Origin of the sequence: Phenylobacterium sp. (genome assembly GCF_035475775.1) — a bacterium.
Lineage (GTDB): Bacteria > Pseudomonadota > Alphaproteobacteria > Caulobacterales > Caulobacteraceae > Phenylobacterium.
The window spans coordinates 1-15,437 of record NZ_DATIMC010000098.1 but is presented as its reverse complement, the minus strand read 5'-3'; the positions used below and the strand labels follow the sequence as shown (position 1 = coordinate 15,437).

The following is a 15,437-nucleotide window of genomic DNA, read 5'->3' as shown; positions in this document are numbered from 1 at the left end:
GCGGCCAGCTCGGGGATGTCGTGCAGGGCCGGGTCGAGGCCGCGCCCCATCAGGTCGATGAAGTTGTCGCGGTAGAAGCGCCGCTTCACGGCCTCCGGCAGGCCCTGCAGGCTGTCGCCGAACCGCTTCAGGGGGTTCCGTCCGCCCTCCACGTGCGGGAAGTCGGAGGAGAACAGGCACATCTCCTCGCCGGAGTTCTCGATGATCCAGCGGGCGTCCTCGTGCGGATAGGGCGTGACCCGAAGCTGCCGGCGCAGGATCTCCGACGGGCGGCCCGAGAGCTTCTGCAGCCGCTCTTCCTTGCCGAACGCCGCGGCGCCCGAATCCATGAACTTCATCAGACTGGGAAGCCACGAGCCGCCGAGCTCGATGGCCCCGAACTTCAGCCTCGGGAAGCGGTCGAACACGCCATCGATCACCAGGGCCGAGAGCGTCTGCCAGACGCTGAGCGGGATGGCCATGAAGGTGAGCGAGGTGAAGTTCTCGGCCCCGCCGTGGAAGTCGCGCACGAACGGCAGGCCGTTCTCCAGGTAGTCCTTGTCCATCTTCTTCTCGCCGCCCACGTGGAACAGGATCGGCAGTTCGGCCTCCTGCATCATCGCCCAGAGCGGATCGAGCTCGATGTGGCTGGGGGAGAAGCCCGGCGGATGCCGCGAAGGGATGATGATCCCCTTGCACCCGAGCTCGATGGCCTCGCGGGCGATCTGCGGCGCGCGGGCCCGATCGATGAGCGGCGTGTAGCCGGTGGCCAGCAGCCGGCGGTCCACCGAGCAGAACTCGGCCATCATGCGGTTGTGGGCCCGCGCCGCCTCGATGGCGAGCTCGACCTCGCCGGCCTCCTCCAGGCCGTAGTTGCCCAGCGCGGCGGTGGTGAAGACCAGCTGGCTCGCGAAGCCGAGCAGGTCCAGGGTCTTCGGCCGGTCCTCATTCCGGAAGGCGCCGAGGGCCTGGTAGTTCTTCCGGAGCAGGAGATTGGCTTCATCGCCGGCGCGGAACGCCGGGTCCTCGTGCTGCGCCCTGGCCTGCGCGACCCACTCGCCGAACGCGTTCTTCTTCGCGGTCTTCTCGGCGAAGGCGTCGCGGACCTTCGGGTCGACGTAGCCGGTGATCGTGCCCGGCAGCTCCATCACGTGCGAGTCCGCATCGTGGATGGTTTGGCCCTCGGCGTAGGGCATGCCACATCCTCCCTTGTGTCCGCAGACATTTCACGCCGGGGCGCGCAGGCCCGTCAAGCGGCGCTCTTCGCCCTGCCGCCGGTCGAGGCCGCGCGCGCGCTGATCGGCTGGACGCTCAGCGTGGACGCCGTCGGCGGCGTGGTGGTCGAGGCGGAGGCCTACCACCACGAGGATCCGGCCTCGCACAGCTTCTCCGGCCCCACGCCGCGCAATGCGGTGATGTTCGGCCCGCCCGGCCGCGCCTACGTCTATCGCTCCTACGGCGTCCACTGGTGCCTGAACCTGGTCTGCGGGCCCGCGCCCGGCAGCGCCGTGCTGTTGCGGGCGCTAGAGCCGACGCAGGGGATCGAGGTCATGCGCGCGCGGCGCGGCGTCGAAGACCTGCGTCGGCTCTGCTCCGGACCGGGCAAGCTCTGCCAGGCGCTCGCCGTCACCCGCGCCCACGACGGGCTGCCGATGGATGAGCCGCCGTTCCAGCTCGTCCCGCGCCGGTCCCCGCCCGCGATCGTGGCCGGCCCGCGCATCGGCATCACCCGCGCGGCTGAACAGCCCTGGCGGTTCGGCCTGGCCGGCTCGAGATTCCTGAGCCGGCCGTTTCCGAGAGGCTAGAACGAGGCAGGCGCGAGGCGGCTACAGCTGCTCCAGCATGTACTCCGCCGAGGAGACGCGGAATTCGCCGCCCTGCTCGACGTTCAGCTCCTTCACCACCCCGTCGTCGACGATCATCGAGTAGCGCTGCGAACGCTTGCCCATGCCGAAGCGGGAGGCGTCGAGCTCCAGCCCGACCGCGCGGGTGAAGTCGCCGCCGCCGTCGGCCAGCATGACGATGTCGTCGCCGATCGCCTGGTCCTCGGCCCAGGCGCGCATCACGAAGGCGTCGTTCACGGCCACGCAGGCGATCACGTCGACGCCCTTGCCGCGGATCTCGGAGGCCTTCTGCTTGAAGCCCGGCAGATGCTTGGCCGAGCAGGTGGGCGTGAACGCGCCCGGCACGGCGAACAGGGCCACGCGCTTGCCCTTGAAGAACGCCTCGGTCGAGACCGGCTTCGGCCCCTCGGCGGTGGCCTGGGTGAGCGTGACGTTCGGCAGCTTGTCGCCGACTTTGATGGTCATGGGCGCGCCTCCTCGATGGCTTGAGCCTGCCACATAGTCCCTCCTGGCCGCGCCGCAACCGCGCAGGCGTCCACGGAGCCCTTGAAAGCGCCATCATCCCCGCCAAATTGGGGGCCGATGCAAGGCTTCTTCGCCGGCCAGCTGCTCATCGCGATGCCGGGCATCTCCGACCCGCGGTTCGAGCGCGCGCTGATCCTGATCTGCGCCCACGACGCGCAGCACGCCATGGGCGTCGCGGTGAACCGGCCCGTGGACGGGCTGACCTTGCCGGACATCCTGGGCCGCCTCGACATCAAGGCGAACATCACCGTGCCGGCCGACCTGGTGCTGATGGGGGGCCCCGTCGAGCGCGAGCGCGGCTTCGTGGTGCACACCGACGACTACCAGTCCGAGCACACCCTCGAGGTGGGCGCAGGCCTGGCGCTCACCGCCACGCGCGACGTGCTGGAGGCGATGGCCAGCCACAACCGCCATCCCCGCCGCTCGATCCTGGCGCTGGGCTACGCCGGCTGGAGCGCCGGCCAGCTCGAGAAGGAGATCAAGGAGAACGTCTGGCTGACCTGCGATCCCGACGAGGCCCTGGTGTTCGGCCCCGACTACGATCACAAATGGAGCCTCGCCCTGGCGAAGATCGGGGTCGATCCCGATCGCCTCTCGAGCTACGCCGGCCGGGCCTAGCCGCGCGAGCCGGTCGCCTTCACCGGCGCGGCGCCGTCGACATAGCTTTCGTTGAGGTAGACCTCGGCTTCCTGCGCCGAGAGCGCCGGGGCGTAGCCGAAGCCCTGGCCGTAGTCGCAGCCCAGCGCCAGCAGCTGGCGGGCCATGCCGGCGTTCTCGACGCCTTCGGCCACCACCTCCAGCGCCAGGTCCCGGCCCAGCTTCACCACCGAGGAGACGATCTTCGCCGAGCCCTCGTTGCTGGCCATGGTGCGCACGAAGTACCGGTCGATCTTCAGGGTGTCGAACGGCAGGCGCGTCAGGTAGGACAGCGACGAGAAGCCGGTGCCGAAGTCGTCCAGCGCCAAGGCCACGCCGGCCTTGCGAAGCTCCCCCAGCACAACGGCGGCGCGGTCCGGATCGCGCATGACGTCGCTCTCGGTGACCTCCAGCTTGAGCGCGCCGGGCGGCAGGCCGGTCTCCTCGCGGATCGCCGCCACGTCCTCCACCAGGTGCGGTCCGTCGATCTCGCCGGTCGAGAGATTGACGGCCACGGTCATCTCGCCCGCGGCGCGGTGGCGCGCGCGCCACTCCGCGAGCTGGCGGGCGGCCGAGCGCATCATCATCGCGCCCAGCTCGCGCATCAGCCCCATCTCCTCGATCGAGGGCAGGAACTGTTCGGGCGTGAGCAGCCCGCGTCTCGGGTGGCGCCAGCGCACCAGGGCCTCGAAGCCGGAGAGCGCGCCCGTCGAGAGCCTGACGATCGGCTGATAGAACGGCACCAGCTCGCCGCGGCCGAGCGCGCCGCGCAGGTCGCCCTCCAGGGCCAGCCGCGACAGCCCGTCGGTCTCCAGCGTCCGGCCATAGGCCGCCGCGTGGCCGCGCCCATGGCTCTTGGCGCTCTCCACCGCCAGCTCGGCCCGGCGCAGCAGCTCGGCGGCCTCGGCGGCGTCGGCGCCGCCCTCGACCTCGACCGCGCCGATCGACAGCGTGGGATGGATGTCGAAGCCGGCCACGCGCAGCGGATGCTCCAGCGCGCGGCGCAGGGCTTCGGACCCGGGCGACAGGGCGGCGGGCGCCAGCGCGGCGAACTCGTCCTCGCCGATCCGCGCCAGCAGGGCGTCGGCCGGGAAGGCCGCGGCCAGGCGCGAGCCGAGCGCGGCCAGGACCAGGTCCGCCCGCTCGTGGCCCAGCGCCTCGTTCAGCCGCCGCAGCCGGTCGAGGTCGGCGACGATCAGCTCGTGGCGGCCCTCCTGCTGCAGGCGCTCGCGGGCATGGGCGATGAAGCTGCGGCGGTCCAGCAGCCCGGTCAGCGGGTCCGTCTCGGCGGCGGCGAACTTGGTCTCCAGCGCCACCACGCCGGCGGCGCGGCAGCCCTCCTCGAGCCAGAGCCCGCGCCACAGGCAGACGCCGCCGCCGCGCAGGCGAAGCCGCACGGCGATCTCGGAGCCCGGCTCGCGCATCCTCAGGATGTCCTCGGCGTGGGCGCGGTCCTGCGGCAGGGCGAGGGCTCTGAGCGCGGCCGACGAGCAGTCGGGCGAGAGCGGGCCCAGCCCCAGCGCGCGCGAGGCGCCGGTGAGCTTCAGGCGATCCTTCTCGGGCTCCCAGATCCACAGCGCGACGTCGGCGGCGCCCAGGGCTTCCAGCGCCGTCGTCGCGTCCCAGAACCAGCGCTCGTTCGCCATGACCAAGAGCTTCGCCCACCCTGGCGGGCGCCCGGTCAGACCGACACCCCCTCGTCCGGCCGCTCGACGCCCTTCAGGGGCGACACCAGGCCGAACAGCACATGGTCTCGCCAAACGCCGTTAATTTTCAGATAAGCCTTGGCGTAGCCCTCCTCGGCGAAATCGGCCTTCAGGAGCAGGTCGCGCGACGGCTGGTTCTCCGGGATGCAGGCGGCCTCCAGACGATGCAGGCCCAGCGTGCGGAACGCGAAGTCGCTCATCGCGCGCACCGCCGCCAGCGTCAGCCCTTGGCGGGCATAGGGCTGGCCGCACCAGTAGCCGATGGTGCCCATCTGGGCGACGCCGCGGCGGACGTTGGAGAGCGTGATGCCGCCGCTCAGCGCCTCGTCGGCGGCCCGGAACACGAAGAAGGCATAGGCGGCCCCCAGCTCGCGATCCCGCGCATAGGCGGCGAGCCGGCGGCGGAAGGCGGCCCGGCTCAGGTCGTCGGCCGGCCAGGTCGGCTCCCAGGGCTGCAGGAATGCGCGCGAGGCGGCCCGAAGGTCGCGCCAGGGCTCGTAGTCCGCGGCCCGGGGCGGACGCAGCACCACGCCCTGGCCTTCCACCCTGAGCCCGCTCTCCGGGGCGATCCAGTCCAAGAGCGCCATTATCGGCAGCGTCGCCGAATTCGCCGCCCGGTCAAGCCTCTAGCCGAACAGAGCGCGCTGGAACGCCTCCGCCGCGGGCAGCGCCGCCTTGGGGCCGAGCACCGCCATGGCCACGCAGCGCGGGGCGAAGACCCGGTCAGCGAGGCGGGCGAGGTCGGCCGGGGCCACTGCGTCCACCTGATCGGCGATCTCCTGCGGGCCCAGCGGACGGCCGAACAGCAGCACCTGGGCGGCGGCCTGCTCGGCGCGCGCCAGCGCCGATTCGCGGCTCATGAACATGGCCGCCTTGAGCTGCGCCTTGGCGCGGGCGAGCTCCGGCGCACGCACCTGGGCCATCCCCTGGAGCTCTGCGGCGATCACCCGGGCGAGCTCGGCGGCGTCGGCGGCCGCGCAGCCGGCGAACACGCCCAGCACGCCCACGTCGGCGTAGGTTTCCGCATAGGCGTCGATGGCGTAGGCCAGCCCGCGTTTCTCGCGCGCCTCCTGGAACAGCCGCGAGGCCATGCCGCCGCCCAGGATCTCGGCGACCAGCCTGAGCGCGAAATAATCGGGGTCGCTCGCCCCCACGGCCGGCAACAGGATCACCAGGTTGGCCTGCTCGAGGCTCTTGGCGATCCGCCGCAGTCCGCCGGCGAATGCCGCGGGCGGCGAGGCCGGCGCCGCCGCGCCGGGCGCCATGGCCCCGAAGTCCCGCTCGGCGAGGCCGAGGAGCCGGTCTTCGTCGACCGCGCCGGCGGCGCTGACCACCAGGGCTTCCGGTGCGTAGAGGGCGTCGCGCCAGGCCGAAAGCGACTCCGGCGTCGCGCGGCCGATCGAAGCGGTGGTGCCCAGGATCGGTCGCCCGAGCGGATGGCCGGCGAAGGCCGCCTGCTGGGCCAGCTCGAAGATCAGGTCGTCGGGCGTGTCGGCGGCCTCGGCGATCTCCTGGGCCACCACCTGTTTCTCGCGGCGCAGGTCGTCGCCCTCCAGCCGCGGGCGCTGCACCAGATCGGCGGTCACCGCCGACCCCAGCTCGAGCCCGTCGGCGAGCGCCCGCACCTGGAAGCTGGTCCGCTCGTAACCGGTCGCCGCGTTGATCTGGCCGCCCTCGGCCTCGATGGCCTCGACGATGTCGCGGGCCGAGCGGGCGCCGGCCCCCTTGAACACCATGTGCTCCAGCAGATGCGACCAGCCGGAGCGGCCCTCGTCCTCGATGCGCGCGCCGCGCCCGGCGACCACCGACAGGGCCACGGTCTGCAGCCCAGGCAAGGGGTCGCAGACCACCCGCACGCCGTTGGCGAGCCGGTGCAGCCGGGCGGCGGGGAGCTCAGGCTTCGGCGAAGGCGCGGACATAGGCCTTGATCGCTTCAGCATCGGCAGGCAGCCGGTCGTACCGCTCGGGCTTGCCGGCGAGGTCCTCGGAGCGCCGGGGCGGCCCCGGCCGCACGCCGGTGACGGCCGCCACGTCGTCGGGGAACTTGGCCGGATGGGCGGTCGAGAGCACGACCGCCGGCCAGCCGAGCTCGCCCGAGCGGGCAAGCGCCGCGACGCCGACGGCGGTGTGCGGATCGATCAGCTCGCCGGTCGCCTCCAGGGTCGCCAGCATGGTGCGCCGGACCTCGTCTTCGCCCACGCTCACGCCGGCGAACAGCTCGTGCATGACGGCGAGCGCCACGGGCGGGATGTCGATCGCTCCGGCGGTCGCGAAGGCCTGGAAAGCGCGCGCGGTCGCCACCGGATCACGCCGCACCGCCTCGAAATAGAGCCGCTCGAAGTTGGAGGCGGCCTGGATGTCCATGGCCGGCGAGATCGTGGCCTGCACCTCGGCGCGCGCATAGCGGCCCTCAGCGAAGGCGCGCGCCAGGATGTCGTTGGCGTTGGTCGCCGCGACGATCCGGCTGATCGGCAGGCCCATCCGCTTGGCGGCGTAGCCTGCGAAGGCGTCGCCGAAATTCCCGGAGGGGGTGACGAAGGCCACCGCGCGATCCGGCGCGCCCAGGGCCACGGCGGCGGTGAAATAATAGACGGCCTGCGCGGCGATGCGCGCGAAGTTGATCGAGTTGACGCCCGAAAGGTCGACCGCCTGGCGCAGCACCGGGTCCTGGAAGGCGTCCTTCACGATCGCCTGGCAATCGTCGAAGGTCCCCGCGACGGCGACGCAGGCGATGTTGCGCGCCTCGGCGGTGGTCATGAAGCGGCGCTGGACCTCGGAGATGCGGCCCTCGGGGAACAGCGCCACCAGCTTGACGTTGGTGCGGCCCCGAAAGGCCTCCACCGCCGCACCGCCGGTGTCGCCCGAGGTGGCGCACAGGATCGTCAGGCTGCGGTCCTGCCGGACCAGCAGATGGTCGTACAGACGGGCCAGGATCTGCATGGCCACGTCCTTGAAGGCGAGGCTCGGGCCGTGGAACAGCTCGGCCAGGAAGGCCCCCGGCGCCAGCTGCACCAGCGGGACCACCGCCGCGTGATCGAAGGTCCCATAGGCCTCGGCGCACATCTCCGCGAGCATGTCCTCGGCGATCTCGCCGTCCGCGAAGGCGCCGATGATGCGGGCCGCGACGTCGGCATAGGGGCGGCCGAGGAATCCCCGGATCTCCGCGGCCCCGAGCTGCGGCCAGGCCTCGGGCATATAGAGGCCGCCGTCAGGGGCGAGCCCGCCCAGGACCGCGTCGGAGAAGCCCACCGCGGACGCCTGCCCGCGGGTGGAGATGAAGCGCATCAGGCCGGGTTCCTGCCAAACAGCCTCGCCGCATAGACGGCGAGCAGGGCCCCGGCAAGGCCGAACCAGGTGAGTGCGTACTCCAGATGCCGGTTGGGGATATCGACCGGAAGCGGCGCGGGCGTGAGCGCCTTGAACTCGGGATTGGCGGCGGTCTCGGCCATCAGCATCACCGGCGCCGGCGCGGGCGCGCCGAGCGCCCGGGCCATGGCCGGAACATCGCGGATGAACCAGCGCGGCGGCCGGTTCTTCGGCGTCAGCCAGCCGGGCCGGCCGGGCTGGCGCAGGATGCCGGTGATCGCCACCGGGCGCCGGTCGGCCGGATCGACGGCGGGCCGGGCCGCGACCGTGTCGGGAACGAAGCCGCGATCGACCAGGATGCTGCGATAGGCGGCGCTTTCCACCGGGCATTGGGAGATCAGCCGCGCGCCGGCCTGCGGGCCCTGCAAGGCGTAGAGCTCGAGGAAGGGCGCACGCGACAGCCCCGGGCAGGTGACGGCGACCCGCGTGAAGTCGACGTCGCGCCCGTGCGCCGCCGCGTCCAGCACCGGCCCGAGCGGCTGCGGCCGGGCGCTCTGCAACGCGGCGATGCGGGCCAGGAGCCCTTCCTTCCATTTCAGCCGCTGCAGCTGCCACACGCCCAGGCCCACCAGCAGGGCGAAGGCGATGGCGGTGACGAGCGTCAGGCCGGCGGGGAAGCCGCCGCGGCCCCCCGTCTCAGCCTCCGCCATGGCGGGCTTCGGAGGCCTTGTTGGCGAACTGCGCCGCCAGCATCAGCCCTTTCATGGGCCGCAGCAGGCCGAGGCAGATCACCAGCGTCATCGGCAGCCACACGACCAGCAGCGCCCACACCGGCGGATTGAACGCGACCTCCGTGAACAGCGCCCCGAACGCGGCCAGGAACCCGCCGATCAGGATGACGAACACCGCCGGGCCGTCGCCCGAGTCCGCCTTGGCGAGGTCGTAGCCGCAGGCTTCGCAGCCCGGGGCGACCTTCAGGAAGCCTGCGAACAGATGCCCCTCGCCGCACTTCGGGCAGCGGCCGAGCGCGCCGGCGATCAGGGCGTTGGGTTTGTCCATCCGCCTCAGCCGGCGCCGCCGTGCGCGCCGAAGATCACGTAGATGAAGGCGAACAGGAACAGCCAGACCACGTCGACGAAGTGCCAGTACCAGGCCGCCGCCTCGAACCCGAAGTGCTGCTTGGGCGAGAAGCCCCCCATCAACAGCCGGATCAGGCAGACCGTCAGGAAGATGGTCCCGATGATCACGTGGAAGCCGTGGAAGCCGGTGGCCATGAAGAAGGCCGAGCCGTAGAGCCCGGAGTTCGCCGCCTCGGCCGAGAAGAACTCCTTGTGGGTCACGATGTGGGTGTACTCGTAGGCCTGGATCGAGGTGAACAGGACGCCCAGGCAGATCGTCAGCAAGAGGCCGATCTTGGCGCCGCGGCGATCGCCCTGCTGCAGGGCGTGGTGCGCCCAGGTCACCGTGGTGCCCGAGAGCAGCAGCGTCAGGGTGTTGACCAGCGGCAGGTTCCAGGGCGGCACCGTCTCGACGCCCTTCGGCGGCCAGGTGGCCCAGGCGGCCCTCACCTCGTCGATCGACCCCAGGGTCCGGTGGTGATGGAACAGCGCCATCTCGAAGAAGATCCAGAACCACGCGACGAAGAACATCACCTCCGAGGCGATGAACAGGATCATGCCGTAGCGCAGGCCGATGGAGACGACCGGGGTGTGGTCGCCTTCGTTGGCCTCCTTCACCACGTCGCGCCACCAGCCGAACATGGTGTAGAGCACGCCCGCGACGCCCACGAAGAACAGGATCGGGTTGTGCTGCGGGATGCCGAACAGGCCCTTCAGCCAGGCCACGCCGCCCATGGCCATCATCGTCGCCGCGATGGCGCCGATCAGCGGCCACGGGCTCGGATTGACCAGATGGTAGTCGTGCTTGACGTCGCCTTGGGCCATCGCGGTCCTGATCCCTCACAAGTCCCCCACGCGCAGCTTCAGAAGGGCTTGCGCGCCACCAGGGTCGCGGACGCTATAGCCCTGCGTCGGGCGTCCCCTCAAGGGGAAAGGGCGACGCCGCCCACCGGCCTGCGAGCGCCGGCCTAAGCCTTCGGTTTGGCCGCCGCGGCGGCTGTGTCCTGCGGCTTGGCGTCGACCGCCGGGAAGAAGGTGTAGGAGAGCGTCACGTCGGTGAACGTTCTGGTGTTGATGTCGTCGGCGAACTTCGGATCGACGAAGTAGAGGACCGGCATCTCGACCGTCTGGTGGGCGCCCACCGTCTGGTCGGAGAAGCAGAAGCACTGCAGCTTGCGGAAATAGGCGCCGGCCTGGTCGGGCGCGACGTTGAACAGCGCGCGCGCGGTGATCGGATGGTCGGCGTGGTTGGTCACCTTGAAGACCGCGATCTTGGTCTCGCCGAGCTTCATGGTCTGCGACCGCTGCTCCGGGATGAACGACCACGGCAGGTTCCGAACATTGGTGTCGAAGCTCACCCTGAGCTGCCGGTCGATGATCTTGTCGGGCGCGCTCTCCGCGCGGCGCACCGTGCCGCCGTAACCGGTGGCCTGGCAGAAGGCGCGGTAGGCCGGCACCGCCGCGAAAGCCGCGCCCACCATGCCCAGGAACACCGCCGCGCAGACGATCGCCACGTTGCGGTTGCGGCGGAGCTGCGGGTCGAGGGGCGCGCGCTCAGGGCTGGGGGATGGCGACATTGCCACGCAGATGGATGATGGTGACGACGAAGACGATCACGACAAAAGCGAAGAGGCCGAAGGCTATGGCCAGATTGCGGCCGCGGCGGGCTTTCGTCTCGGCCTCGCTCTCCGAGCGCGGGTCGCTCATCGCGCGAACAGCGCCAGGGGGGCGGCGCCCAGCAGGTGCTCCGCGAGCAGGCTGGCGAAGATCAGGGCCAGGTAGAGGATCGAGAAGGCGAACAGGTTGCGCGCGTCCCTGGCCCCGGCCCGCACGTCATAGAGCCCGTCCCTGCGCGCATCCGGCGTTTCGCCCGCATGGCTGCGATAGAGCCGCAGGGCGAGAAGCAGGAAGACCAGTCCGCCGGCCCCCGCCACGCCCAGGTAGATCGGCCCGCCAAGGCCCGTGAACGCCGGCGCCAGGCAGAGCGGGACGAGCAGCAGGGAATAGAAGAGGATCTGCCGCCGGGTCGAGGCCGCGCCCGCCACCACCGGCATCATCGGGATTCCGGCCTCGGCGTAGTCCTCGCTCGTGTACAGCGACAGCGCCCAGAAGTGCGGCGGGGTCCAGAAGAAGATGATGGCGCACAGCAGCCAGGCGTTCAGCGGCGCGGTCCCCGTGGCCGCGGCCCAGCCGATCACCGGCGGCAGGGCGCCGGCCAGGCCGCCGATCACGATGTTCTGCGCCGTCCAGCGCTTCAGCCAGATGGTGTAGACCACGGCGTAGAAGAAGATGGTGAAGGCGAGCAGGGCGGCGGCGAACCAGTTCAGCGCCATGCCCATCAGCATCACCGAGAACAGCGACAGCACCACGCCCAGCGCCAGGGCGTCGGCCCCCTGCACCCGGCCGGCCGGCACCGGGCGGCCGCGGGTGCGGCGCATCTTCGCGTCGATGTCGGCGTCGTACCACATGTTGAGCGCCCCCGAGGCGCCCGCGCCCACGGCGATGCACAGGATGGCGACCGCGGCCAGCACCGGGTTGAGCGGCCGGTCCGCGCAGACCAGGCCGGTGAGCGCGGTGAACACCACCAGCGACATCACCCTGGGCTTCAGGAGCTGGACGAAGTCCTGCCAGCGGGCGGGCGTCTGGGCGGAGGTGTGGGCCGTGGCCATGGCCATGAAGTCTATACTCTCAAATTCTCGAAGGGCGCGCTGCCTCCCCCGTTCACGGTGAGAGGAACCGCGCCCCGTATAGGGCGTGGTGGAGGGGGCGAGCCAAGGGCGGTGCGTCCGCTCACCCCTCCCACCATCGGCTCTTCGCTTCGCTCGGCCGATTGTCCCCCTCCCCATCAATGGAGAGGGCGGCGATCAGTGGATGTCGGCCTGGATCACCGGCAGCTCGTTGAACTGGTGGAACGGCGGCGGCGAGGACAGCGTCCACTCGAGCGTGGTGGCGCCTTCGCCCCAGGGGTTGGCCTCGGCCTTGCGGCGGAACACCATCGCGTCGAGCAGGACCACCAGGAACACGCCCACGCCCACCAGGGTCACCACATAGCCGAACGAGGAGACCTGGTTCCAGTAGGTGAAGGCCTCGGGATAGTCGACGTAGCGCCGGGGCATGCCCTGCATGCCCAGGAAGTGCATCGGGAAGAAGATCAGGTTCACGCCGATGAAGGTGATCCAGAAGTGCGTGACCGCCAGCCATTCGCGGTACTTCACGCCCCACATCTTCTCGAACCAGTAGTAGAAGCCCGCGAATATCGCGAACACGGCGCCGAGGCTCAGCACGTAGTGGAAGTGCGCCACCACGTAATAGGTGTCCTGGAACTGGTAGTCGATGCCGGCGTTGGCCAGCACCACGCCGGTGACTCCGCCGACCGTGAACAGGAAGATGAAGCCGATCGCCCAGAGCATCGGCGCCTTGAAGTCGATCGAGCCGCCCCACATGGTGGCGATCCAGGAGAACACCTTCACACCGGTGGGGACCGCGATGACCATGGTGGCGGCCGAGAAATAGGCCTGCAGATTCACGTTCATGCCGGTCGTGTACATGTGGTGCGCCCACACCACGAACCCGACGAAGCCGATGGCCACCATGGCGTAGGCCATGGCCAGGTAGCCGAACACCGGCTTGCGGGAGAAGGTGGAGACGATGTGGCTGACCATGCCGAAGCCCGGCAGGATCAGCACGTAGACCTCGGGGTGTCCGAAGAACCAGAACAGGTGCTGGTACATCACCGGATCGCCGCCGCCGGCCGCGTCGAAGAAGTGGGTGTGGAAGTTGCGGTCGGTGAGCAGCATGGTGATCGCGCCCGCCAGCACCGGCAGCGAGAGCAGCAGCAGGAACACGGTCACCAGGATCGACCACACGAACAGCGGCATCCGGTGCAGCGTCATGCCCGGCGCGCGCATGTTGAAGATCGTGGTGATGAAGTTGATCGCGCCCAGGATCGAGCTGGCGCCCGCCAGGTGGATGGCGAGGATCGCGCAGTCCACCGCCGGGCCGGTATGGCCCGAGGTCGAGAGCGGCGCATAGAGCGTCCAGCCGGTGCCCGCCCCGCGGCCCGGCCCGCCGTCGACGAACATCGAGGTCACCATCATCGCGAAGGAAGCGCAGAGCAGCCAGAAGGAGATGTTGTTCATGCGCGGGAAGGCCATGTCCGGCGCGCCGATCATCAGCGGCACGAACCAGTTGCCGAAGCCGCCGATCATCGCCGGCATGACGAAGAAGAAGATCATGATCAGGGCGTGGGCGGTGACCACCGCGTTGTAGCCGTGCTTGGAGCCCTCGATCAGCCCGAGCTGGGCGATCCAGCTGTGCGGCTGGAACACCTGGATGCCCGGCTCCGCCAGTTCCCAGCGGATCAGGCCGGAGAGCGCGCCGCCCACCAGGCCCGCCATGATGGCGAACAGGATGTAGAGGGTGCCGATGTCCTTGTGATTGGTGGCGAACAGCCACCGCACCAGGAACGGCGGCTTGTGGTCGTGGGCCTCGTGGCTGTCGTGAGCGGCGGCGTATGCCATCTTTACGCTTACTCCAGGTTCAATGCGTGGCCGGCGCTTTGGGCGCAGGCGCGTGGGATGCGGGTTGGGCTTGCCCGCTCGGCGAAGGCGTGGCCGGCGGCGGCGCGGCCGGGTTCACCGGCGGCGCCGGGGCGGCGGCAGGAGCGGCTGCGGCCGCGCCCGTCCCGAGCGTCTGGGCGGCGGTCTGGGTCGGCGTGGCGGCGGCCTTGCCGCCGGTCTTCTTGGCCACCCAGGCGTCGAAATCGGCCTGGCTCACCACCTTGACCTCGATGGGCATGAAGGCGTGATCGAGGCCGCACAGCTCGCGGCAGCTGCCGTAGTAGGTGCCGATCCGGTCGGCCTTGAACCAGGTCTGGTTCACCTTGCCCGGCACCGCGTCCATGATCACCCCGAACGAGGGGACCGCCCAGGAATGGATCACGTCGGAGCCCGTGGTCAGCACCTGCACCACCTTGTTCACCGGCACCACCATCGGCTCGGTGGCGGCCAGCTTGTAGGGCACGCCGGCGGCCTTCGCCTTGTCCTCCGGCAGGATGTTGGCGACGAACTCGGGGATCTTCTGGTCGGGGTACTCGTAGCCCCAGTACCACTGGTAGCCGGTCGCCTTCACCGTCAGGTCAGGCTTGGGCATGTCGTGATAGGCGAACAGGAGCTTGAACGAGAAGATGGCGATGAACACCAGGATCAGCACCGGCACCAAGGTCCAGGTCACTTCGACCGCGGTGTTGTGGCTCCAGCGCGCCGGCACGGGATTGGCCCGCTTGTTGTAGCGGACGATGCACCAGGTGAGCAGCCCCAGCACCACCAGCGTGATCGCCGTGATGATCGGCAGCAGGATGAGGTTGTGGAACGCGTTGGCGTCGTGCTTCAGGGCCGTGACGCCCGGCTCCAGGTCGATCGCGCCCGGCGTCGGTTGGCCGAGCAGGTCGCCGGCGACGGCGCTGGCGCTCCAGAACGCCGTCGTTGCGCCCGCGGCGAGCCCTATCGTCAGCGCCCGCATCCCCTGAAAGCTCGACTTCATGTCCCCTCGGTCCGGCTGGCCGGCATGCGGCGGGCGCCGCCATGACGACGATCGATGGGCGCGCCAGCGCGGCCACGCTCGCCAAGCCCTTCGGGGCGTCCATACGCGCATCGATTAGGCTTGCCAAGGCGGTTCCCTGAGGCGCCGCGGAGGATGGCTCCTCGCCGCGGGCGAAGCGCCTCCGCACCCGCTTTGCGCCGCCCGGACGGCGAGCAGCGTTCGGTGGCGCGGCCGCGATTCGCGGTTCAATCGGCCAGCGCCCACACGGCGGTCTTCTTGACCTCCATGTCCTCCAGTTCGCGCGTGGTCGGCACCTGGTACTCGGCGAGCTTCGCCAGCCCCTGGCGCGGGAAGTAGCTGCGGCCGGGATCGCCGATCAGCACCTGCGCGCCCTGCGCCTTGGCGGTCCTCAGCCACGCCATGACCCGCGCCGCCAGCGGCTTCTCGTAGCAGATGTCGCCGGCCAGGATGACCTCGGCCCAGGCGGGCGGCGGCGCCCCCAGCAGGTCCTTCATCGTGAATTCGACCCTCGCGCCGTTCGCCTCGGCGTTCAGCGCCACGGCGGCCTCGCAGAAGGGCTCGATGTCGGCGGCCAGCACCCGCGCGGCGCCGGTCTTGGCCGCTGCGATGGCGACGATCCCGGAGCCGGCGGCGAAATCGATCACGGCCCGGCCCGCGGCCACGTCGGGGTGGTCGAGGACATAGCGCGCCAGCGCCTGGCCGCCCGCCCAGGCGAAGGCCCAGAACGGCGGCGGCAGGCCGATCGCGGCCAGCGCCTCCTC

Annotated in this window: 17 protein-coding genes; 2 read left to right on the top strand and 15 right to left on the bottom strand. The window is 70.6% G+C overall.

Going from position 1 to position 15,437, the window contains the following annotated elements:
* Positions 1 to 1,175 (bottom strand): amidohydrolase family protein (locus tag VLI41_RS12220; RefSeq protein WP_325268357.1); only part of this gene is annotated, 1,175 nt, incomplete at its 3' end.
* A gap of 15 nt (positions 1,176 to 1,190) precedes the next feature.
* On the opposite strand from VLI41_RS12220, the gene VLI41_RS12215 reads away from it, so the two are divergent.
* Positions 1,191 to 1,784 carry a DNA-3-methyladenine glycosylase gene (locus VLI41_RS12215; RefSeq protein ID WP_325268356.1) on the top strand — a complete coding sequence of 198 codons (594 nt, stop codon included), beginning with the start codon at positions 1,191 to 1,193 and terminating at the stop codon, positions 1,782 to 1,784.
* A gap of 21 nt (positions 1,785 to 1,805) precedes the next feature.
* Here VLI41_RS12215 and VLI41_RS12210 read toward each other — a convergent pair whose 3' ends face one another.
* On the bottom strand, positions 1,806 to 2,288 hold the full coding sequence (locus VLI41_RS12210; RefSeq protein WP_325268355.1) for a peroxiredoxin: 483 nt from the start codon (positions 2,286 to 2,288) through the stop codon (positions 1,806 to 1,808).
* Between the two features lie 117 nt (positions 2,289 to 2,405).
* Here VLI41_RS12210 and VLI41_RS12205 point away from each other — a divergent pair, with 117 nt between their 5' ends.
* Positions 2,406 to 2,966 carry a YqgE/AlgH family protein gene (locus tag VLI41_RS12205; protein WP_325268354.1) on the top strand — a complete coding sequence of 187 codons (561 nt, stop codon included), beginning with the start codon at positions 2,406 to 2,408 and terminating at the stop codon, positions 2,964 to 2,966.
* Here VLI41_RS12205 and VLI41_RS12200 read toward each other — a convergent pair.
* The 13 genes from VLI41_RS12200 to VLI41_RS12140 all read right to left on the bottom strand — a co-directional run.
* Entirely contained in the window at positions 2,963 to 4,630 is a 1,668-nt protein-coding gene (locus tag VLI41_RS12200) for a bifunctional diguanylate cyclase/phosphodiesterase (protein ID WP_325268353.1), read from the bottom strand. The two genes, VLI41_RS12205 and VLI41_RS12200, sit on opposite strands and share 4 nt — an antisense overlap.
* 35 nt (positions 4,631 to 4,665) lie before the next feature.
* Positions 4,666 to 5,277 (bottom strand): GNAT family protein, encoded by a 612-nt coding sequence (locus tag VLI41_RS12195; RefSeq protein WP_325268352.1) that lies wholly within the window; start codon positions 5,275 to 5,277, stop codon positions 4,666 to 4,668.
* Between the two features lie 39 nt (positions 5,278 to 5,316).
* Entirely contained in the window at positions 5,317 to 6,609 is a 1,293-nt protein-coding gene (locus tag VLI41_RS12190; RefSeq protein ID WP_325268351.1) for a pitrilysin family protein, read from the bottom strand.
* Positions 6,584 to 7,975, bottom strand: coding sequence for a threonine synthase (gene thrC / locus VLI41_RS12185; protein WP_325268350.1), 1,392 nt, complete (start codon positions 7,973 to 7,975; stop codon positions 6,584 to 6,586). Before thrC ends, VLI41_RS12190 begins: the two co-directional genes overlap by 26 nt.
* Positions 7,975 to 8,706: an SURF1 family protein gene (locus VLI41_RS12180; protein WP_325268349.1), complete on the bottom strand. Its 732-nt coding sequence runs from the start codon at positions 8,704 to 8,706 to the stop codon at positions 7,975 to 7,977. Before VLI41_RS12180 ends, thrC begins: the two co-directional genes overlap by 1 nt.
* Entirely contained in the window at positions 8,693 to 9,055 is a 363-nt protein-coding gene (locus VLI41_RS12175) for a DUF983 domain-containing protein (protein ID WP_325268348.1), read from the bottom strand. The genes VLI41_RS12180 and VLI41_RS12175 overlap by 14 nt, the downstream gene beginning before the upstream one ends.
* Before the next feature lie 5 nt (positions 9,056 to 9,060).
* Positions 9,061 to 9,939: a cytochrome c oxidase subunit 3 gene (locus VLI41_RS12170; RefSeq protein ID WP_325268347.1), complete on the bottom strand. Its 879-nt coding sequence runs from the start codon at positions 9,937 to 9,939 to the stop codon at positions 9,061 to 9,063.
* 143 nt (positions 9,940 to 10,082) lie between these two features.
* Complete coding sequence (locus VLI41_RS12165; RefSeq protein ID WP_325268346.1) at positions 10,083 to 10,691, bottom strand: cytochrome c oxidase assembly protein; 609 nt, start codon at positions 10,689 to 10,691, stop codon at positions 10,083 to 10,085.
* Positions 10,669 to 10,821 (bottom strand): hypothetical protein, encoded by a 153-nt coding sequence (locus tag VLI41_RS12160; RefSeq protein WP_325268345.1) that lies wholly within the window; start codon positions 10,819 to 10,821, stop codon positions 10,669 to 10,671. Before VLI41_RS12160 ends, VLI41_RS12165 begins: the two co-directional genes overlap by 23 nt.
* On the bottom strand, positions 10,818 to 11,789 hold the full coding sequence (cyoE, locus tag VLI41_RS12155; RefSeq protein ID WP_325268344.1) for a heme o synthase: 972 nt from the start codon (positions 11,787 to 11,789) through the stop codon (positions 10,818 to 10,820). The genes VLI41_RS12160 and cyoE overlap by 4 nt, the downstream gene beginning before the upstream one ends.
* A gap of 189 nt (positions 11,790 to 11,978) precedes the next feature.
* Positions 11,979 to 13,634, bottom strand: coding sequence for a cytochrome c oxidase subunit I (gene ctaD, locus VLI41_RS12150; RefSeq protein ID WP_325268343.1), 1,656 nt, complete (start codon positions 13,632 to 13,634; stop codon positions 11,979 to 11,981).
* A 19-nt stretch (positions 13,635 to 13,653) separates the two neighbouring features.
* A complete protein-coding gene (coxB, locus tag VLI41_RS12145) occupies positions 13,654 to 14,655 on the bottom strand; it encodes a cytochrome c oxidase subunit II (protein WP_325268342.1) in 1,002 nt (333 codons plus the stop codon).
* 245 nt (positions 14,656 to 14,900) lie between these two features.
* Positions 14,901 to 15,437 (bottom strand): class I SAM-dependent methyltransferase (locus VLI41_RS12140; RefSeq protein ID WP_325268341.1); only part of this gene is annotated, 537 nt, incomplete at its 5' end.